This window comes from Methylobacterium amylolyticum (assembly GCF_030700245.1).
Lineage (GTDB): Bacteria > Pseudomonadota > Alphaproteobacteria > Rhizobiales > Beijerinckiaceae > Methylobacterium.
Window position 1 is genome coordinate 1 of sequence record NZ_JAUYZI010000084.1, and the last position, 16,626, is coordinate 16,626.

The 16,626-nt window shown below is 69.5% G+C and carries 24 protein-coding genes; 8 read left to right on the plus strand and 16 right to left on the minus strand.

Going from position 1 to position 16,626, the window contains the following annotated elements:
* The 6 genes from Q8W71_RS30730 to Q8W71_RS30755 all read right to left on the minus strand — a co-directional run.
* The coding region (locus Q8W71_RS30730) for a DUF6894 family protein (RefSeq protein WP_305529068.1) at positions 1-319 on the minus strand (319 nt) is incomplete at its 3' end.
* A gap of 4 nt (positions 320-323) precedes the next feature.
* Positions 324-1,106 carry a Crp/Fnr family transcriptional regulator gene (locus tag Q8W71_RS30735; RefSeq protein WP_305529067.1) on the minus strand — a complete coding sequence of 261 codons (783 nt, stop codon included), beginning with the start codon at positions 1,104-1,106 and terminating at the stop codon, positions 324-326.
* A gap of 61 nt (positions 1,107-1,167) precedes the next feature.
* Complete coding sequence (locus tag Q8W71_RS30740; protein WP_305529066.1) at positions 1,168-1,434, minus strand: DUF6894 family protein; 267 nt, start codon at positions 1,432-1,434, stop codon at positions 1,168-1,170.
* A gap of 307 nt (positions 1,435-1,741) precedes the next feature.
* On the minus strand, positions 1,742-2,509 hold the full coding sequence (locus Q8W71_RS30745) for a sigma-70 family RNA polymerase sigma factor (protein ID WP_370875588.1): 768 nt from the start codon (positions 2,507-2,509) through the stop codon (positions 1,742-1,744).
* Positions 2,510-2,646: 137 nt separating this feature from the next.
* Positions 2,647-2,880: a hypothetical protein gene (locus Q8W71_RS30750; protein WP_305529168.1), complete on the minus strand. Its 234-nt coding sequence runs from the start codon at positions 2,878-2,880 to the stop codon at positions 2,647-2,649.
* 34 nt (positions 2,881-2,914) lie between these two features.
* A complete protein-coding gene (locus tag Q8W71_RS30755) occupies positions 2,915-3,751 on the minus strand; it encodes a helix-turn-helix domain-containing protein (RefSeq protein WP_305529169.1) in 837 nt (278 codons plus the stop codon).
* A gap of 311 nt (positions 3,752-4,062) precedes the next feature.
* Between Q8W71_RS30755 and Q8W71_RS30760 the strand changes: the two genes are divergently transcribed.
* From Q8W71_RS30760 to Q8W71_RS30770, 3 genes are all read left to right on the plus strand, one after another.
* Positions 4,063-4,389, plus strand: coding sequence for a hypothetical protein (locus Q8W71_RS30760; RefSeq protein WP_305529170.1), 327 nt, complete (start codon positions 4,063-4,065; stop codon positions 4,387-4,389).
* 132 nt (positions 4,390-4,521) lie between these two features.
* Complete coding sequence (locus tag Q8W71_RS30765) at positions 4,522-4,776, plus strand: hypothetical protein (protein WP_305529185.1); 255 nt, start codon at positions 4,522-4,524, stop codon at positions 4,774-4,776.
* Positions 4,777-4,838: 62 nt separating this feature from the next.
* On the plus strand, positions 4,839-5,165 hold the full coding sequence (locus Q8W71_RS30770; protein WP_305529171.1) for an integration host factor subunit beta: 327 nt from the start codon (positions 4,839-4,841) through the stop codon (positions 5,163-5,165).
* Between the two features lie 35 nt (positions 5,166-5,200).
* Here the strand turns inward: Q8W71_RS30770 and Q8W71_RS30775 are convergent, their stop codons facing one another.
* The 8 genes from Q8W71_RS30775 to Q8W71_RS30810 all read right to left on the minus strand — a co-directional run bounded on the left by Q8W71_RS30775 (position 5,201) and on the right by Q8W71_RS30810 (position 11,070).
* The gene (locus Q8W71_RS30775) at positions 5,201-5,524 is read right to left on the minus strand and encodes a hypothetical protein (RefSeq protein ID WP_305529172.1); all 324 of its coding nucleotides are present in this window, start codon (positions 5,522-5,524) and stop codon (positions 5,201-5,203) included.
* A gap of 7 nt (positions 5,525-5,531) precedes the next feature.
* On the minus strand, positions 5,532-6,491 hold the full coding sequence (locus Q8W71_RS30780) for a Hint domain-containing protein (protein ID WP_305529173.1): 960 nt from the start codon (positions 6,489-6,491) through the stop codon (positions 5,532-5,534).
* A gap of 893 nt (positions 6,492-7,384) precedes the next feature.
* A complete protein-coding gene (locus Q8W71_RS30785) occupies positions 7,385-7,714 on the minus strand; it encodes a hypothetical protein (RefSeq protein ID WP_305529174.1) in 330 nt (109 codons plus the stop codon).
* Positions 7,714-7,893: a hypothetical protein gene (locus tag Q8W71_RS30790; RefSeq protein WP_305529175.1), complete on the minus strand. Its 180-nt coding sequence runs from the start codon at positions 7,891-7,893 to the stop codon at positions 7,714-7,716. The genes Q8W71_RS30785 and Q8W71_RS30790 overlap by 1 nt, the downstream gene beginning before the upstream one ends.
* A 67-nt stretch (positions 7,894-7,960) precedes the next feature.
* Entirely contained in the window at positions 7,961-8,395 is a 435-nt protein-coding gene (locus Q8W71_RS30795) for a hypothetical protein (RefSeq protein WP_305529176.1), read from the minus strand.
* A gap of 2 nt (positions 8,396-8,397) precedes the next feature.
* On the minus strand, positions 8,398-10,083 hold the full coding sequence (locus Q8W71_RS30800; protein ID WP_305529177.1) for a hypothetical protein: 1,686 nt from the start codon (positions 10,081-10,083) through the stop codon (positions 8,398-8,400).
* A gap of 14 nt (positions 10,084-10,097) precedes the next feature.
* Positions 10,098-10,694, minus strand: coding sequence for a hypothetical protein (locus Q8W71_RS30805; protein WP_305529178.1), 597 nt, complete (start codon positions 10,692-10,694; stop codon positions 10,098-10,100).
* An 82-nt stretch (positions 10,695-10,776) separates the two neighbouring features.
* Positions 10,777-11,070 carry a hypothetical protein gene (locus tag Q8W71_RS30810; protein WP_305529179.1) on the minus strand — a complete coding sequence of 98 codons (294 nt, stop codon included), beginning with the start codon at positions 11,068-11,070 and terminating at the stop codon, positions 10,777-10,779.
* Positions 11,071-11,177: 107 nt separating this feature from the next.
* On the opposite strand from Q8W71_RS30810, the gene Q8W71_RS30815 reads away from it, so the two are divergent.
* Genes Q8W71_RS30815 through Q8W71_RS30830 form a run of 4 tightly spaced genes read left to right on the plus strand, consistent with a single transcriptional unit; the run spans position 11,178 to position 13,232 of the window.
* A complete protein-coding gene (locus tag Q8W71_RS30815) occupies positions 11,178-11,420 on the plus strand; it encodes a helix-turn-helix domain-containing protein (RefSeq protein ID WP_305529180.1) in 243 nt (80 codons plus the stop codon).
* Positions 11,417-11,887, plus strand: coding sequence for a hypothetical protein (locus Q8W71_RS30820; protein WP_305529181.1), 471 nt, complete (start codon positions 11,417-11,419; stop codon positions 11,885-11,887). The genes Q8W71_RS30815 and Q8W71_RS30820 overlap by 4 nt, the downstream gene beginning before the upstream one ends.
* Before the next feature lie 17 nt (positions 11,888-11,904).
* Positions 11,905-12,696 carry a hypothetical protein gene (locus Q8W71_RS30825; RefSeq protein ID WP_305529182.1) on the plus strand — a complete coding sequence of 264 codons (792 nt, stop codon included), beginning with the start codon at positions 11,905-11,907 and terminating at the stop codon, positions 12,694-12,696.
* Positions 12,693-13,232: a hypothetical protein gene (locus Q8W71_RS30830; RefSeq protein WP_305529183.1), complete on the plus strand. Its 540-nt coding sequence runs from the start codon at positions 12,693-12,695 to the stop codon at positions 13,230-13,232. The genes Q8W71_RS30825 and Q8W71_RS30830 overlap by 4 nt, the downstream gene beginning before the upstream one ends.
* Before the next feature lie 229 nt (positions 13,233-13,461).
* Here Q8W71_RS30830 and Q8W71_RS30835 read toward each other — a convergent pair whose 3' ends face one another.
* Together Q8W71_RS30835 and Q8W71_RS30840 are read right to left on the minus strand one after the other, a co-directional pair.
* Positions 13,462-15,441 (minus strand): PAS domain-containing protein, encoded by a 1,980-nt coding sequence (locus tag Q8W71_RS30835; RefSeq protein ID WP_305528530.1) that lies wholly within the window; start codon positions 15,439-15,441, stop codon positions 13,462-13,464.
* Positions 15,442-15,940: 499 nt separating this feature from the next.
* Entirely contained in the window at positions 15,941-16,180 is a 240-nt protein-coding gene (locus Q8W71_RS30840; protein WP_305529047.1) for a hypothetical protein, read from the minus strand.
* A gap of 155 nt (positions 16,181-16,335) precedes the next feature.
* Between Q8W71_RS30840 and Q8W71_RS30845 the strand changes: the two genes are divergently transcribed.
* Positions 16,336-16,626, plus strand: a 291-nt coding sequence (locus Q8W71_RS30845; protein ID WP_305529046.1) for a hypothetical protein, incomplete at its 3' end; no start/stop codon positions are given.

Genomic DNA, 16,626 nt, shown 5'->3' on the forward strand with positions numbered 1-16,626 from the left:
CCCGCAACTCGACGATCAGCCGCTGCGCCCGCGTCAGCGCCGTCGCGGCGGCGGGCGATGCAGGGGTGGTCGGCCGCCCGATGTGACGCACCCGCTCGTCGAACGGCACTTCCAGCAGAATGCGGTCCGGATCGGGCGCGCCGGTGATCACGAAGGTGCAGGCCATCGGATCGCGGCCCTCTCGCAGGAGGTCGACCGAGAGGCCGGGGATCGTCGCGCAGGCCTCCAGGTAGGCGGCGTCGAGGTCGCGCAGCACGAGGCCGGTCTCGTCGCGCTCCAGCCCGTCCGGGGTCCGCAGATGGAAGTGGTACAGCGGCATCGTCTCATGTTTCCTGGGCGGAACCGGTGATGTCGTCGTCGAACAGGTATGCGGGGTCGAACAGCGCCAGGGCGCGCAGCCGCGCACCGTCGACGAGCGTCAGGCGCCGGTGACGTAGGATGAGCAGGGCTTGGCTGCGCAGATCCCGCAACACCCGGTTGATGTGCACCGGGGTCTGGCCGAGCGCATCGGCGAGATCGATCTGCGTCAGCGGCATCGGACAGCTCACCGCGTCGGCGAGGCCGACCGCCTCCAGCCGTGCGTGGAGTTCGCACAGCAGGTGGGCGGTCCGCTCAATCGCCGAGCGGCGGCCGAGGCTGACCGTCCATTCGTGCTGGATCGCGGTGGTGGTCAGGCGCTCGTGCAGGAACGCCGCTTCAAGCGTCGCGCTGCGAGCTGTCAGCTCCTGGAAGGCGCCCCCGGGGATCTGCGCGAGGGTGATCGGTGTGAGGGCGCAGAGGGCGTGGTGAACGTGGCGCTTCCGGAACACCTGCGGATCGCACACGTCGCCGGGCAGGAGCAGCGTCACGATCTGGCGGCGGCCATCCGCGAGCTGCCGGTAGCGGCAGGCCCAGCCGTCGAGGACGACGTTGACGGCGCGCGGGTCGTCACCTTCCGCCAGGATGTCGGCGTGGGCTTCGACGAGCCGGGCCCGGGACAGGGCGACCGCCAGCCGCTGCCGGTCGTCGTCCGATAGGGCGGCCATGCGGTGCAGCTTGCGCGCCAGCGGGCTGTCGAGCCCGATCGGGCCGTCGCTGCGTCCCGAGCCCGGGCTGTGGTCGTTCATGTGCGAACGGCTCCGGGGGAGAGAGGGGCCGCGCGCGCCCAGGACGGATGCAGGGTCGCGGTCACCGGTTCGGCACGACGGCTTGCTCTCGGAGCAGAGCGGGCGCGTCGATCACGAGGAACGCCATCTGGAACAGGACGAGGCCGGTATGGTCGGTGACCTCGATGCGCCAGTCCTCGCCCAGGGCGACCCGTTCGGCTTCGTCCCGCAGGATCTCGCCGGCCAGCCGGATCGCGTCGAGGCGTGCGGCGCGCCAGTCGGGCAGCTCGGTGCCCTCTAGGTCGAGACGACTGACGCCGTCGTGGACGTTGAAGTGGAAGCGCGGCATCGGGCGTCCCGCCTGGGTGAGGCGGGGGCGTGGGATGCCCTCACTCGCGGTGGTGCCGAGATTCGTCGCCGCGATTGTCCGCCCCGGTGCCCGCGGTGGGCGAAGGCCGCCATCACATGTGTCAGGTTCGCGAGAACGGCCCGTCCTTCGCCCCGACCTCGCCGTCAGGTCACGCAGATAGGCGATTACCGGCTCACGGGCAGACCGGTTCTGCCTGAGCACGGGTCCGACCTTCGCGGTGACGTGCTCGGCGATCGTCTCCCAGAACTCGGGAGGCGGTGGAGGGCATGCCTGCATCCGGCGCCGATCAGGATTGGCCGCTCATCGCCGACAGCACGACGCCGTCGCTGCCGACCTCGGCACCGTCGTAGCCGAGCATCCGTGCGAGCTGCTCGCGGGCGCGCCAGACCCGGCTCTTCACCGTGCCGATCTGGCAGCCCATCACCGCTGCCGCTTCCTCGTAGCTCAGATCCTCGACCGTCACGAGCAACAGCGCCTCGCGCTGCGATGCAGGTAGATGCTCCAGGGCCGTGCGCAGGTCCTGAAGGTCGAGGTGGCCGCCCTGCTCGGGGCTGCTGGTCAGCCGTTCGGCGTGGGCGCCGTCGCTGTCGGAGACCTCGCGGCCCTGCTTGCGGCGGATGCTGTAGAAGGCGTTGCGGAGGATCGTGAACAGCCACGCCTCCAGGTTCGTGCCCGGAACGAACTTCGCGCGGCTACGCCATGCCCGCAGCAGGGTATCTTGCACGAGGTCGTCCGCGGCAGCCGGATCGTGGGTCAGCGAGAGGGCGAACCGCCGCAAGGCCGGTGTCGAGGTGAGCAACCCAGCCTGGAACGCGGCCGCATCGCGGCGGCTGGCCGCGTCCGACGCGTCCAACGCGTCCGTGAGCTGTGCCAGGAGATCGGCGAAGCGCTCGCTCGCGCTCGGCGCGGAGGGGTCTGCGGCATAGGCGGAGGCCAGCAGGCGGCCGAGGTGCCGGCGAATCTCCCCGGGAAGGGCTGGACGCTCCTCATCCATGCCTTCGGCATCGGGCTGCACTCGGGCTCTCCCATACTGCGCGCTTCGCACCGCCGACATGGCCGATGGCGCGCTTGATGCGTTCGATAGATCCTCCCGCTCACATACGCGCACGGCACAGCTCCAGCACTGCGACCGCCCTACGCATCGCGGTGGGGGCGTCAGGAGATCGAGCGCACGGCGCCGAACGAGCTGCGTCACTCCGGGCCGGCAACGTCCGCCAAGCGCAACGACCAGACGACGCATCCGTCCGGGTCGACGAGGTAGAGGGCGTTGGCCTTTAGGCCGGGCATGTCCAGCTCGATCGCCATGGCGCGCGCGACGGCGTCGGCCGCATCCTGAGCGGTGATGACCTCCTCATGCAGCGGTCCGCCGAGCATCCCGTCGCGGTCCCGGAGAGCCACGCAGAATCGGAAGTCGCGCACCGGCATCACTCTGTTCGCTCGGCCGAACGGCCGCATGCGGTCAGGACATAGCGCCGGGTCTCTGCGACGGACCCGCGACGGAATCGCGCCTGGTCGCACCGTCAGCCCGAACCGCTGCCCTCCGGCAGCCCTTCGACGGTTCCACTGGCCTCGATTTCCCCGATTCTAGAACTTGAGTAGGCGTGCCGGTTGCGCTTTTGACCCCTCCCCCCCGAGGAGAGGAGGCGGAGGTGTGGGGGCCTCGGTGTCGACCACCCTCCCCCGCGGCGGAGGGAGGCGTGCGCCGCCCCAGCCGCAGCCAAGCGGTCCACTCCGGCGAGACCACCCGGACCACGTTCGGCAGGTTGCGGAAGCCGGTGACCTGGCGCTCCTCCACCGTCAGCAGGCCCAGCCGGCGCGCCTCGCGGATCGCGTTCTTCACCGTCGAGCGGCACACGCCCGCCACCGCCGCCATATGCTCGATCGCCATCCGGCAGTCCTTCCGCCGGGCGACCTCGGACGCCACGAGGGCGAGCACCGCCTGCTCGGCCAGGGTGAAGCGGGCGGCGAGAGCGGGCGGCAGGCGGCCTGAGGCGGCCCACCGGCGGCGGCGCTCCATGCTGGCGTCCGTGCGGGGCCGGGAGCCGACGCCGGGCCTTCTGGAGATGTTCTGGCGATCCTGGAGGGTGTTCGCGTCCTGACCGCAACCGTTCCGGGTTGGTCCAGCCCGATCCGTCACCGCCGTTAACCGGGCGTCAACCAAGGCTGAAAGCGCCTCTGCTTCGGCCTCGGTGATCTGTCCCTCGCTGTAGGCGCGCCAGAGCATCGCCGTCACCGCCGGCAGCGCGGCGCGCGGCGCATCCTCCGCCTGGCGGCGGATCGCGTCGGCATAGTCCATCGTTCACGGTCCCTCACGGGCCGCGGCTAGGGTCCAGGCAAGCCTCTCCCGATGCCGAAACTCGCGTTTCGACTTGACTCCCGAGGGGGTCGTATGGCTTGTGAGGGGAAGCGACTCGGCCCTCACAGGCCCCAGGGTTTTCAGCAGCCTCGACCTTGCCGGGTCGGGGCTGTTGGCTTTTCAGGGTCTATCTCGCGGCGATGATCTCTCCTGATACCGGCTCACGACTCGCCTGAAGGCGCCCGGGCCGGACTGCGCATGTCGGCCGGGGCGGACGGTTAAGTCAACGTTGAGGGTTAGTGATGGGGCTGATGGGTCGCCTGCTCGACGCGCTACGCGGTCGGCTCGGCCGGCCGGCCCGCAGGCCGGACAGAACCTACGGCGAGCCCGGGACGCTGCTGACCAATCGGAGTGCCGACCGCGAGGCCGCGAGCCTCGACATCGCCGACGATCTGGACGCGTCCTATCCCACTGCCTTCAATGCCCGCCTTCGCTCAGGCTTCGATCCGCACCGCGATCACGATGGGCTGCGCGCGCGGGCGGAGCGCGAGATGTCCGCCGAACTCGAGCGGACGTGGGAGGCCGGAAAGCCTTACAGTCCCTGGGTCTCTGAAGCGGCCCGACGCGCTGGGATCTGAGGCCCCTGTAGCGCTGCCCGTGTCGGGCGGCCTCCGACAGCTTGGTATTCCCGAGCGGCGTCGAGCCCGCGATCGACCACCTGCCTGCCGGACATGCTGGTGCGGCCCAGCTTGCGCGCGTATCAGGCCGCCATGTCCAAGCGCATCCGTCAGCTCCCGCAGGAGCGAGGCTTCGTCCTGTTCGACGTCGTCTACGAGGACGGCAGTCGCGCCTCGAACCGGCGCGTGCCGGCCGAGATCCTGGGCGGCCTCGACGGCGACGAGCCAGCGCGGCAGGTCATCGAGCATCAGGAAGCGGGGATCGCCGGGAAGGCCGGCCGGGCGCCGCGGGCGATCCAGAGCCTCATGCAGTCGCCCAAGGCTGAGCCGAGGCCGCCGCTCGAATAGCTGGCCCCCTTGTCCTGATGCATGTGCTTGCGTCCGGACGGCGAGCCCGACACCCGGCGACCATGATCCGGTCCGAACTCGTCACCCGCGTCGCGGAGCAGAACGCGCACCTCTACCCGTGGGAGGTCGAGATGGTGGTCGACGCCATCCTCGGCCGCATCGCCGAGGCCCTGGCGGAGGGCGACCGGGTCGAGCTGCGCGACTTCGGCACGTTCGAGGTTCGGCGGCACGGAGCCCGGTCCGGCTGCAACCCGAAGACAGGAGAGAAGGTCACCGTCGCGGCCAAAGCGCTGCCCCACTTCAAGGCGGGCAAGGCGCTGCGGACGAGGCTCAACGCCGAGGCTCCCGACCCGGAGCGCGAGGCGGTGCGGCGGCTGCCGGCATCTTAGCCACATCCAATCTGGACACCACCGGCACCGTGCCGCTACCGCACCAGCCGCACTGCCGGTTCCAGCACGTAGGGCGAGCCCGGCAGGTGCGTGCTGTCGCCGTCCCGGCGCACGCTGATCGCGTAGGCCCGACGCACGTTCAGCACGCCCGCCGGCAAGTCGAGGGCGAAGCCGCACCACCCGTCGCCTTTGCCTTCAATCGCCACGTCCTCGCGGAATTGGTCCGCCCGGATCCGCCCGACCACCCGCCGTTCGATCGACACCACGAGCCACACCCGTTCGTCCGGCGCATCCCGATCCCAGGCCCAGCCCGCGATCCGGCGATGCGTCAGCGTCCCAACGTGCCCGAGCAGCGGCACTGGCCGCTCACGCCGCGAGCAAGGGCGTCCAGGCGCCGGCCGCGTCCACGGCCATCGCGCAGACCCGCAGGCCGTCGGCCGAGCGGCGCAGCTCGACGGTGTGCGGCATGCCGGGGGCCAGCGGCTCGTCGAGGTCGAAGTCGAAGCCGTGGCAGCCATCGCCCACGCCCGCTGCCGCGATGTCGGCGCGGTATTCCTCGGCCATCGCCATGCCGACCACCACATCGTCCACGGCCACGTCGAGGCAGACCCGCCCGTTCGGGTGGGCGAGGTCCTGGACCCAGCCGACGAGGCGCCGCCCGTCGCACCGATCGAACCACGCGCGCACAGAGCCATAGCGCACCGGCTCGACCGACAGGCCAGCGCGGGCGATCAGGCGGCTGCGCAACGCGGCTAGCTCAGGGCCATGCTCGACCCGCTCAGCGTAGGGTACGGGCGTCGCAGCCGTGTCGAGACGGTGGGTGCCCTCGAAGCCCGCGCGCACGCCTGAGGCAGCCAGGAAGCTCTCCGCCGGCGTGTTCTCGGCCAGCAGTAGGTCGTGGCTGTCGAGTTCGACGTGCCAGTAGGTGATGTCGGCCACCGCCTCGCCGCGGGTGATCGAGCTGCCGTTGACGAGGTGCCCGGCGGCCACCAGCAGGCCGTCGAGCCACAGGCAGTGGTCGGGCGAGACCAGCAGGTCGCGAGCGGGGATGCCATCGCTGAGCGCACCGGCGCGGATGCGCACAGGGCGATCGTGCTTGGGCGCGGTCAGGCCGGGGTACGAGCGCGAGCCTATCCAGCGGATGGGGCGGGGCCGGCCCGAGGCGGTGACGGCGAAGTCGCCCACGCGCAGGCGCTCGACGGGCGTGTCTTGGATCGTCCGCCCACGCAGGACGCGGATGCGAGTGCCGGTGACGTAGCAGGGGGCAGCGGGGGCGAAGCGTACAGTGACGCTGCCGTTGCCCCGGCTAACGTTGGCTCCGGCCATCGTCTCGGCGAAGTTCTGGACGCCCGTATTCGAGATGTAGGAGGTGCCGCCGCCGCCACCGCCGCCGGAGCCAGTGCCGCCAGTGCCGCCAGTGTAGCCGCCGCCGCCGCCGCCGCCGCCGAAGCCACCACCTCCACCACCATAGCCTCCACTACCAGAGAAGGGGCCGCCCCCCCCGCCCGCTGCTCCATTCGCCGCATCGGAACCACCACGCGCGGTACTACCAGCTGCGGTATTACCGTCTAAGCCATTGCTCTGAGCGCCAGCGCCGCCACCGCCACTGCCAAGGCCCACACCCCCGTTTCCGCCTGTGCCAGGACCGCTGGCTCCGATCGTCGCATTCGCACCTGCGCCGTTGGTACCACCACCGCCGCCGCCGCCCGCAATGAGTAGGGGCGTGATGTTGCCGTTGCCGTCCCTAGTGAAGATCTCGGAGAAGCCGCCGCCGCCGCCGCTGTTATTGATGCCGCCGCCGAAGTCGCCACCAGCACCGCCAACGATGACGTAAAGGGTCTGACCCGCAGTCAGGTTGAACGTACCGCCAATCTCGGCACCGCTGCCCCCCGTCCCACCTCGTCCTGTGCCACCGCCCGCGCCGAAGCCAGACAGATCGTATGTGCCTGTCGCCGGCACCGTGTAGGTAAACGAGCCAGTGGTGTTGAACGTGATCGGGTTCATGGTCCGCCCCGTGCCCGCTGCCCCCATCGCCCGCAGGCCGACGACTGGGTGCCCTGACGATTTGGTGGGACCGTCGCTTGGGCGTTGTGGCGAGTCGAGGGCCGGGCGGTTACCGATCGGTTAACGGGTGCTGTAGAGCGGTCCTGTACTGCTGTTTGTCCGCGGCTGTGCTGTTCGCGCGACAGGCTGCATGGCTGCGCTAGGCCTCAATGCAATCACGATGTACGATGCGTCCGATCGACCGGCGCGCTGGACCGATCTGAAGCTGTCAGGATCGCCCGCACCTGCGCGACGTGCCTCGGCACGGGGCAGCCCAGCAGCTTCTCGATGGCCTCGTGGGTGGCGAGCCAGCGCCGGGCGAGGATCAGGAAGGCGGGCCCGATGATGTCCCCGCCCTCGCGCTCGACGCGGCGGTGCAGGGCGGTGAGGCGCCGGTCGAACCAGCGCATGCGCGCCAGCAGGAACAGCAGGCGGGCGGTATCCGGCCAGGACAGGCGGCGCGCCGCCGCTGCCCGTGCCGCGGTTTCCGGGATCTCGGTCGGCATTAGAGCGCCACGAGGTAGAGCAGGAGCAGGCCGGCGGCCGTGATGAGGTTGCCCCGGCCGGCCTCGCGCGTGCCCTGGCCGAGACAGCCGCGGCGCAGGCGGCGGCCGCGGGCGATGTCGCGGGCGAGCGCTGGGAGGCCGGCCGCGAGGGCGGCGCGCATGGTCAAGCGGGTCTTCATGGGTTCTGTCTCTCGCTGGGGGATGTCACTGTGTGGGGCGTTGGCGCGGCGCGGCACCGCGCCCAGGTCAGGCTTCTCCCGCCACCAAGGCGAACAGCGCCACGGCCGCGGCCGAGACGACGTTGCCGTTGCCGCCCCAGGCAAGGGGCGCGGATGCTGGCGCCGGCGCGCTCCTGATCCTCGGCGCGGGGCTGCGGGACACCTCCGGCAGCACGATCTCGGGTGCTTCGGCCTCGCGGTCCTCGTCCCCGCCGCGCATCCACGTCACCTGCGAGCCGTGGGCGTTCTCCGGCGCCGCAAGGGACGGTTCTGCGTCGGCGTCCGGTTCGAGGTCGGCGTCGCCGTCCCAGTGATCCAGCACGGCGATGATGCTGTCCGCCGCGTCGAGGGTGTTCTGTAGGACTTCCTCCAGCCGAGCCCGGCGGTCGGCCGCCGACATGATCTCCGGGGCGACCGGCTCGACTGGCCGGGGGCGCGGGGTGAAGGTGAGGACGTTGGTCATCGTCACGCCTCCCCACCCTGGTCGGCCTGCCGGGCGTCGTCCTCGACCGTCATGGCGGAGGCGGCGACGAGGTAGCGAGCTGCGGCGACGCTCAGTAGCTTGCCCCAGCCCTCCAAGGTGTCCTGCGCGGCGTTGAGGGCCTTGAACATGATCTCGTCGGTGCCGTTGCCGCGCTCGGCCGCGCCGCGGATGAAGGCGACCAACTCGGGCTTCGTCATGCGCAGGGTCTTGTCGGCGATGCACAGGCCCATGCTGTGCGGCGCGAACCTGTCCGTCCATTCGGCCGGCGAGCCGACCGGGTCGTCGAAGGTGTAGGCCTCGAAGGCCAGCGGCGCCGCGTTCTCGACGGTGAGGGGTGCGTCTGCATCGACATCGAGGGCGTCCGCCAGCCCTAGGCAAGCGTTGATCAGCCCGACGAAGGCGTGACCCTCGGCGGTCGGCGTGACGACGTTCTGTCCGCCAGCGTCTTCGTTCAGATACCGATCCATGTGCCGCGCGAGGGCGAGCAGGCCCGCCACCGTCGTCGGCTGCGTGCTCTCGACAGCGTCCAGCGCCTCGGTAGCGCGATCATGCGCGGCCTCGAACCCTTCCTCATCCTCGCGATCATCGAGCCCGACACAGGCGGCACGAGCTGCGATGTGACGCTCGATCGTCGCGAAGATCGGGTCGGCGTCCTGCTCGCCGGCCGGCAGTGTCTCTGTCGCGGGGTCCGCCACAACGGCAGGCGCCTCATCCTGCGGGACCGACGCCCGGTCCGGCACGAGGATGCCGACGACGGTCCCGACGATCTTCTCGCGCAACAGGTCAGCGCTGTAGGGGCCGTCGCTGGCGTAGAGCATGGCGCCGGGTGGTCCGGCTACAATCCTCCGCTCCGCTGCTTCGCGACTGGGCGGGCGGTTGACCGGGTCGACGCACCACGAGTCGTCGCCGCTGTTTCCGAGCGGGCGCTGGTTGGTGAGCAGGACGGATCGGCTGCCGTTGTTCCACTGGAGCACGCACAGCGCCCCGTGGACCGGGTCGCGCCGCATGCCGTCGTAGACTACCGTCTCGCCGGGCCGCACCAGCGGGTAGGCGACAGCGTCCTCGACGCGATGCGTGCCCATACCCTCGGGGCACGTCCGCATCACGGGCAGCCTCGGCGGCGCGGGCCGGAAGCCACGCATGGCCGCGTCTGGCGTGTAGATCCCAGTGACGCGGTGGATCTTCTCGACGCTGTCGGCCCGGAGGAAGCCGACGCGGCCCGTCTCCGGTAGCGCCACCTCGATCAACACCTCGACATCCGAACCCGGCGCGGAGGGCGTAGCGTGCTCCGGGTCGAAGTTGTGAGTGAGGTCGAAAACCCTCGGCCCCTGCCCTCTGAGGTACACCACGGCGAGGCCGGCGCCGGCCGGCGTCACCGGCTCGACGATCACGCTGGCGCCGCGGGCCGCATGTGAACCCAGACTGTCGTCTGCGACGCCCAACGCGTAGGTTTCGGGGTGAGTGTCGCGCGGGGCGGGCACGCGGCCGGGAGGCGTCGGGCGCTCGACCGGCTCGACGAGCGTCTTAGAGGCAGGAGCAGGCTCCTCGGCCACGGGACGGCTGAAGCGGCCGGCGGCATCGCGCAGGCGGGCGGCGCGCTCGCGCTGGGTGGCCAGGGTATCGGCCGGCTGCTCGGCCTGCGGGCGGGTGTTGCTGCGCTTCGTCATGACGGCCCCTCCCCTCAGGCGATCGGCAGGAAGCCGTAGGCGGCGACGCCTCCGGCGATGATGAGGACGGCGGTCAGCAACTCGCCCGCGAGGTCGACGAAGCGCGGAGCGCGGACGTGGGCGGTGTCGGGGCGGATCGGCTGAACCGCCTCCCACGGCTCGATCTCGCCGGGCAGGCGCTCGTCGTGAAGCGCGGCCACGGTGTCCCGACGCTGGAGATCGACGGCCAGGACCGGGCGGACCGCGAGCGGCGGGGTCAGGCGGCCCTGCGGCGCGGCACGGTGCAGCGGCACGGGGGGCAGGTTCGTTCCGAGAAACAGGGTCAGATCGGCGGCGCGGGCCTCGGCGATGCCGTAGGCGGGCTGGTGGCCGGCCTTGAACGCGGCCTCCTCGCGGAGCCACCAGCGGAAGTGCTCCAGTAGCGCGAGGGCGCCGAACCGGGTGGTGCAGGCGGTGATGACGATCGCCTCGGACGCGGCGTCGTACTCGTCGTTGGCTTCGATGCTGGGGCGGCCCTCGGGGGCGACCTGATAGGCATCGTAGGCGGCGCGGTGGCGGGTGATCGCGGCGTGGATCGGGTCGGCCGCGGGCAGGGTGAAGGCGTGCGTCATCGTTCGGGCTCCAGTGAGGGCTCGGGGCGGTGGTCTCGGGGGTGAAGGGGGGCCGGCCGGGCTGCCCCGGCGCGGGGTCAGGTCAGTGCGCGGTGCGGGCGCGGGAGGCCTTGGCGGCGGCCCAGGCAGCGCGGAGGGCGAGTGACATCGCGACGGCCCAGGTCGAGCCGTAGGTGCGCTGATGGGTCTTCGCGGCGAACACGGCCGCCGCCATGATCGCGGCGCGATCGTACTGCCCAGCCACGACGAGCGGGCGGGTCCGGGCGCGGAAGGCGATCGACGCCTGCGCGCCGAGGGCGCCGGCCGGGCGGCGCTTGCGGTCGTCCTTGAGATCGCGGAGGGCGGAGGACCAGGAAATGGAGCGCTGAGCGGGCATCCGTGCTGCTCGTCATATCAATTCGTTGAAAATCAGATTGTAGATATGATCGTCGCCTGTCAACGCCTATGGGTGCTCATTGACGAAAAAATATGATCCGCTAAGCTATGGGCATGCTCACCCCTGCTCTGTCTCGCGCGGCGCGCGCCCTCTTGGACTGGTCGCAAGAGCAGTTGGCGGAGGCATCGCACCTCGGCCTATCGACGATCCGGGATTTCGAGAGAGGGCGTCGCGTCCCCAGCCACAACAACCTTGCCGGCATCGAGCGGGCATTGCGCGACGCGGGGATAGACTTCACCCCAGAGAACGGCGGCGGGGCCGGCGTCCGGTTCCGGGAGCGGCGGGGGTGAGCGAGCCGTCGCCGGCCTTTATGCTCGACACCAACGTGTTCTCGCGGGTGGTCGATGGCGTGATCCCGGTTCCGGCGGCAGCCGGGCGGCGGCTCCTCGTGACAGGCGTTCAGGCGGACGAATGCCGGGCCACTCCCTGCCCTGCCCGCCGAGCGGAACTGCTACGGGCGATCGAGGAGCTCGCCCCTGAGCTCTGCCTTGCGTCGACCTTCTGCCTCGGTATCGAGGGCGCGGGCTTCGGTCAGGCCGAGTGGAACGACGGCAGCGGACGGTTCGACGCGATGCTCACTAGGCTCAAGGCGATCGACCGGAAGCCCCCGCGCCAGCACGTCAACCAGATCCGCGACATCGTCATCGCCGAGACCGCGCTCAAGCTTGGCGCCACGCTGGTGAGCGACGACGGCGCGCTGAGGCAGATCGTATTGGAGTTCGGCGGCACTGCCGATCCGTCATCTCATCTGACGTGATCACGGAGGGGCGGGTGGTGAGCAACGACATCGTCCCTAGCGACGCTCATGCTCCAATTGGTGCGAGCGCGCAGGTTCTCCAGAAAGTCGGCGTGCTCAGCGCGAAGGCGGCGCTGAGCGGCATCCCCTGGGCGGCGCTGGTCTTCGATCTCGGGCAGGCCGCCATCGACTTTGGGAACGCGCGGCTGATGGACCGGCTACTTAAGGGCCTCGGCGAGCGCATCGATCAGATGGAGTCCGACGCCCGCGAGCGGCTGAAGGCCGACGAGATCTACCAGCTCTCCGCCCAGGCGGCGATCCGGCGGATGCTGACTGAGACCAACCCGCGCATGGCCGACGCCTTGGCACGCGCCGTGGTGGAGCTCGGCAACGCGACGCTGCTGCCGACCGAGCGGATGGAGGTCGCCCGCGCGCTCGACATGCTTACCGAGCCGAGCATTCATCTGTTGCAGACCGTCTATCGGGCACAGAACGGGATGCTCACGCGACAGGAGCTCAATCTCGTTGAGGACGACGCCACCAAGCCGGAGCACTTCACGCTACTCGCCTACGCCTCCATGCCCGTGATCTCGTGGCTCGGTCCGATGAACGACTTGCAGCGAACCGGTCTCGTGGAGACCGTTATCGACAGCGTCTGGTGGAAGGAGGTTCACGACGCCATTCGGGCGGATATGGGCCACTCGGTGCCCCTGCCGCTGATCTACAAACTCGGTGAGCGCGTCGTCAGGATGTGCTTCGACGATCCCGCCGTCCCGGCGTTCGGCATGTTCGCGGCTTTGCCGGAAGCCGGGGAGGTCCCCGCGAGATGACTCCTGCCGTTTTCCTCGCCGATGTCGTTCACCCGAACATGGTGGCGACCTTCGACAAGGCCGACGATATGCGGGCGATCGTCAACGCGGTTCTCACACTCGATGCCCTGGTCGGGATGATCCACGCTCACGCGCGGATGGCTGGCCAGACGGAAATCGCCGCCTTCAAAGACGACGATGCCTACCGCGAGGCGCTGGCCGGGATCTCTCCCAGCTACCGCCTACTTCGGGATACCGCCGCCTCTCTGAAGCATGGTGAACTGACGCGGTCGAGGAAGGGGCTGGCACGGCTCCTACGGGAGCCAGAGGCGATCGAGGCCGAGGTCAACCAACTCGGCTTCTTCGAATGTGGAGACGAGATCGGCGGCGACGTGATCCTGATACGATACAATCATAATGGATCGCCAGGTCTCGTCCGCGCCGGTCGGGTCGTGACAGACACTTACCGCATGCTTAGGCGGATCGTGGATGGTGAGGCGGCCCGGACCGACGAGAATGACGGAGGCACCTTCGCCATCATGAAGGGTCCACCTTAGTTGTCCGCTGAGCACCTGCGCCGTCGTGGTTTGACTGTCGTCCCGCCTCGGGACCCGACCGCCGCCCTACCCCGGATCCTCCGCTAACCGCCCGCGTCCATCCTGCGCCTGGGCCACGTTGCGTATCGGCCCGGCGCTGGTGAGATCCGGGGTTCCCCCGCCCGTGAGCAGATCGGGCGGGGCCGAACCGCAGGACTCGAAAGCGAAGACATCCCCGCATCGTCGGGCTTCAGTGGCCGACCGCACGAGCGATCTTGCCCTCGACGGGCTGCACGAACTGCACATTCAAGCTCGCGCCGGCCCTGTGGCGGATCTCACACGTGACACGTCGCCTTTCGTCGTCGATCGTCATCACGAACCGTTCTGGGATCTGAGCGTGCCCGAGCACATGCAGCCGCGCGCCCCCGTCCGACAGGTCACGGACCGAACAAGCGACGCGCCCACCACCCGGCAGGTGGATCTCGGCAGGTAGCAGGACGCGAGTCCGCTTGTCGGTACGCCGCTCCTCCATCCCCACCGTCCAATCATCCAGGCTGGTGCTGATGCGCGACACACCGCTGGCCGCCTGCCGCATGCTGACCAGGATTTCCCCCGTCGCCCGCGCCTGCTCGTCGGTCGAGGCGCTCACCCCATCGACATGCCCACTGATCGCGCCAATCGCCGCGGTGATTGAGGCTAGGGTACCAGCCACCTCGTCCGACACGGTCTGCATGCCGACGATCTCACCGTTGATCCGCCCCGTAGCCGCAGCAGCCTGACCGGCCAGATCCTTCACCTCGGCCGCCACGACCGCGAAGCCGCGCCCGGCAGCCCCGGCCCGGGCCGCCTCAATAGTAGCATTCAGCGCCAGCAGGTTGATCTGCTGGGCGATCGACGAGATCGTCGCGACGACACCGCTCATCGCGCCCGCCGCGGCGCGCAATCGCTCGGTAGCGGCATCCGCCTCGCCGGCGCGTCCGTGGATCTCATCCACGCTAGCCTTGGACTCGGTCATGCTGCGCGAGATCTCCTGGGCCGCAGCATTCATGGTTTCCGCCGCGTCGGTGACCACTTGGACGCTGTCGAGCGTCCGCTCGGCTGCCGCCACCGCGACCGCGCGCGCCTCCATGTTCGCGGTGACATCGGTGGCGTACTTGACGATCTTGGTCAGCCGACCGCTGGGATCGAAGATTGGGTTGTAGCTCGCCTGGATCCATACCGAGCGGCCGTCCTTACCAAAGCGCTGAAACATGCCTGAAGCGAAATCGCCGCCGCGCAGACGGTCCCAGAAGGCCACGTACTCCGGCGTCCGCGCGTAGCCGGGCTCGACGAACATGGCGTGCGGCCGACCCCTCACCTCTTCAATCGTATAGCCGACCGCCTGTAGGAAGTTCGGGTTGGCGTCGAGGACCGTGCCATCGGGGGCAAACTCGATCACCGCCTGGGAGCGGTTGACGGCCGTCAACTGCCCGGCTGCGTCGGCGGTCTGTAGCTTTTGCGCGGTCACGTCGACTGCGAATTTCACCACCTTGACCACACGCCCGTCGGCGTCGGTGATCGGATTGTAGGTCGCCTGGATCCAGATCTCGCGCCCACCCTTCGCGAAGCGTCGGAACTCAGCCGACTGGTATTCTCCGCGGCCCAGCGCCGCCCAGAAGCTCTGGTAAGCCTCCCCGGCTTGCTCGGCCCTGTCGACGAACAGCCGGTGGTGCTGGCCCCTGATCTCGTCGAGGGTGTAACCGACCGCGGCGAGGAAGTTGGCGTTGGCGTCGAGGATCGTGCCGTCCGGGGCGAAGGCGATGACCGCCTGCGAGCGGTGAAGTGCCGCGATCTGGCCATCGAGGTCCAGGGCCTGGACGGTCTTCTCGGTGACGTCGGTGGCCAACTTGACGACCCGGGTCACCCGCCCGCCACGCCCGAGCACGGGATTGTAGGTCGCCTGGATCCACACCTCCCGGCCGTCCTTGGCCAAGCGCCGGAACGTGCGCGTCTGCCCCTCGCCGCGGCGCAAGGCGTCCCAGAACGCCCGATAGGCGGGGCCGTCGCGCTCATCCGCTCGGACGAACCGGCGATGGTGCTCGCCCTTCAGCTCGGCGAGCGTATAGCCCATCAGGTCGAGGAAGAGAGGGTTGGCGGTCAGCACCGTACCATCAGGGGTGAACTCGACCCGGGCCCGAGATCGGTCGATCGCCGTCATCAGCGCACGCAGGTCGGCATCAAAGAGTGGCATGAGGCGTCCATCACGATGCGTCGGCTAACATCGTCCGCTGCTGGTACGTGACTTTTGTTAATCAGTGGTCAATTGACGTTTCAGGTAACGTATACGTGTTGCTACGATGAAAATACGTCTTACGTCAGACTAGATCTTGAGTAGACGAGGACCGTGTCTACCGGGGGTTGTGGAACCGAACGTTCTCCCACCGCCTCATTCCGTGCGGTCAAACCGCTCTTCAGGTCGGCCGCAGGGGAACGGGCCGATCTGTGCGGACCCAGAAAGCTCCTTTTCTGACCTCGGATCGCCCAGTGCCGCTGTGCCGCGCGCCCGCGGTGCCTTGCCCCGGTCGCATCACTCTATGAGAGCCTGCCGCCTGCTGTCGTTGATCATGGATCAACCGCCAGCGCTTATCCTGACCCCGGGCCGTGTTGCGTACTTGGTCCCCGCCGCGAAAGCGGCATGTCCCCCGCCAGCCCGTGAGCAGATCGGTCGGGGCTGAACCGACCGCGAAAAATTATCGATTGCGGTCCAACGTGATCGGATCGATCACACCCCGACCGTCCCGCGTGCGCCGCTCGTCCGCTTCTCGTGCCATGCGGGCCCATTCAGCATCGAACCGATCGTAGAGCCGGGCCACGATGCCCAGCAGGAGATCGAGGACGACGCTGAACAGAGCTACCGATCCGATCACGGCGCGGGTGGCGATGTGCCCGACGCCCGACAAGAGACGGCCAAGCCAACGGAAGGGGTGCATGAGGTCCTGTTGGGATAGCGAATGCGGCGGGCGACCGCCCGGCCGATGACGCATCGGACTTCGTTCAGATCCCCGGACTCAGTGCGACTTATGGCGCAGCGCGAGGGTGCGTCAGGCCGCATGGCCCTGCGCCGCGGGCTGCCGTAGTCCGGCGCATGGCCGCCTGCTCCGCTCCGACCCTCCTCCCCAGCGCTGTCGATGTCTGGCGCCACGCGATCGAGGGCATCCCGGCCGACAAGCCGCCGTGCCGCTACCTGACGCCGGCCAAGTGGGCCGCCCTGCGTGAGGCAGCCATCGACTTCTGCGACCGATACGGCGCGGAGGCGCATCGGCTCGGATGGACGGCGTCACAGCTCTTCGGCGTTCACCCCCAGCACGGCACCCTGCGCGTCGATGGCTGCGGGGCGATGATGATCAACGGCCGGAAGGCGACCGGCGTGGACGCG

What these genes read in the sequence shown, in the direction of transcription:
- Q8W71_RS30800 (WP_305529177.1), bottom strand. Translation starts at nt 10,083, where the DNA reads ATGACGAAGCGCAGCAACACCCGCCCGCAGGCCGAGCAGCCGGCCGAT.
- Q8W71_RS30810 (WP_305529179.1), bottom strand. Translation starts at nt 11,070, where the DNA reads ATGCCCGCTCAGCGCTCCATTTCCTGGTCCTCCGCCCTCCGCGATCTC.
- Q8W71_RS30835 (WP_305528530.1), bottom strand. Translation starts at nt 15,441, where the DNA reads ATGCCACTCTTTGATGCCGACCTGCGTGCGCTGATGACGGCGATCGAC.
- Q8W71_RS30740 (WP_305529066.1), bottom strand. Translation starts at nt 1,434, where the DNA reads ATGCCGCGCTTCCACTTCAACGTCCACGACGGCGTCAGTCGTCTCGAC.
- Q8W71_RS30785 (WP_305529174.1), bottom strand. Translation starts at nt 7,714, where the DNA reads ATGCCGACCGAGATCCCGGAAACCGCGGCACGGGCAGCGGCGGCGCGC.
- Q8W71_RS30780 (WP_305529173.1), bottom strand. Translation starts at nt 6,491, where the DNA reads ATGGCCGGAGCCAACGTTAGCCGGGGCAACGGCAGCGTCACTGTACGC.
- Q8W71_RS30790 (WP_305529175.1), bottom strand. Translation starts at nt 7,893, where the DNA reads ATGAAGACCCGCTTGACCATGCGCGCCGCCCTCGCGGCCGGCCTCCCA.
- Q8W71_RS30815 (WP_305529180.1), top strand. Translation starts at nt 11,178, where the DNA reads ATGGGCATGCTCACCCCTGCTCTGTCTCGCGCGGCGCGCGCCCTCTTG.
- Q8W71_RS30755 (WP_305529169.1), bottom strand. Translation starts at nt 3,751, where the DNA reads ATGGACTATGCCGACGCGATCCGCCGCCAGGCGGAGGATGCGCCGCGC.
- Q8W71_RS30765 (WP_305529185.1), top strand. Translation starts at nt 4,522, where the DNA reads ATGTCCAAGCGCATCCGTCAGCTCCCGCAGGAGCGAGGCTTCGTCCTG.
- Q8W71_RS30830 (WP_305529183.1), top strand. Translation starts at nt 12,693, where the DNA reads ATGACTCCTGCCGTTTTCCTCGCCGATGTCGTTCACCCGAACATGGTG.
- Q8W71_RS30805 (WP_305529178.1), bottom strand. Translation starts at nt 10,694, where the DNA reads ATGACGCACGCCTTCACCCTGCCCGCGGCCGACCCGATCCACGCCGCG.
- Q8W71_RS30750 (WP_305529168.1), bottom strand. Translation starts at nt 2,880, where the DNA reads ATGCCGGTGCGCGACTTCCGATTCTGCGTGGCTCTCCGGGACCGCGAC.
- Q8W71_RS30840 (WP_305529047.1), bottom strand. Translation starts at nt 16,180, where the DNA reads ATGCACCCCTTCCGTTGGCTTGGCCGTCTCTTGTCGGGCGTCGGGCAC.
- Q8W71_RS30760 (WP_305529170.1), top strand. Translation starts at nt 4,063, where the DNA reads ATGGGTCGCCTGCTCGACGCGCTACGCGGTCGGCTCGGCCGGCCGGCC.
- Q8W71_RS30795 (WP_305529176.1), bottom strand. Translation starts at nt 8,395, where the DNA reads ATGACCAACGTCCTCACCTTCACCCCGCGCCCCCGGCCAGTCGAGCCG.
- Q8W71_RS30770 (WP_305529171.1), top strand. Translation starts at nt 4,839, where the DNA reads ATGATCCGGTCCGAACTCGTCACCCGCGTCGCGGAGCAGAACGCGCAC.
- Q8W71_RS30735 (WP_305529067.1), bottom strand. Translation starts at nt 1,106, where the DNA reads ATGAACGACCACAGCCCGGGCTCGGGACGCAGCGACGGCCCGATCGGG.
- Q8W71_RS30745 (WP_370875588.1), bottom strand. Translation starts at nt 2,509, where the DNA reads ATGTCGGCGGTGCGAAGCGCGCAGTATGGGAGAGCCCGAGTGCAGCCC.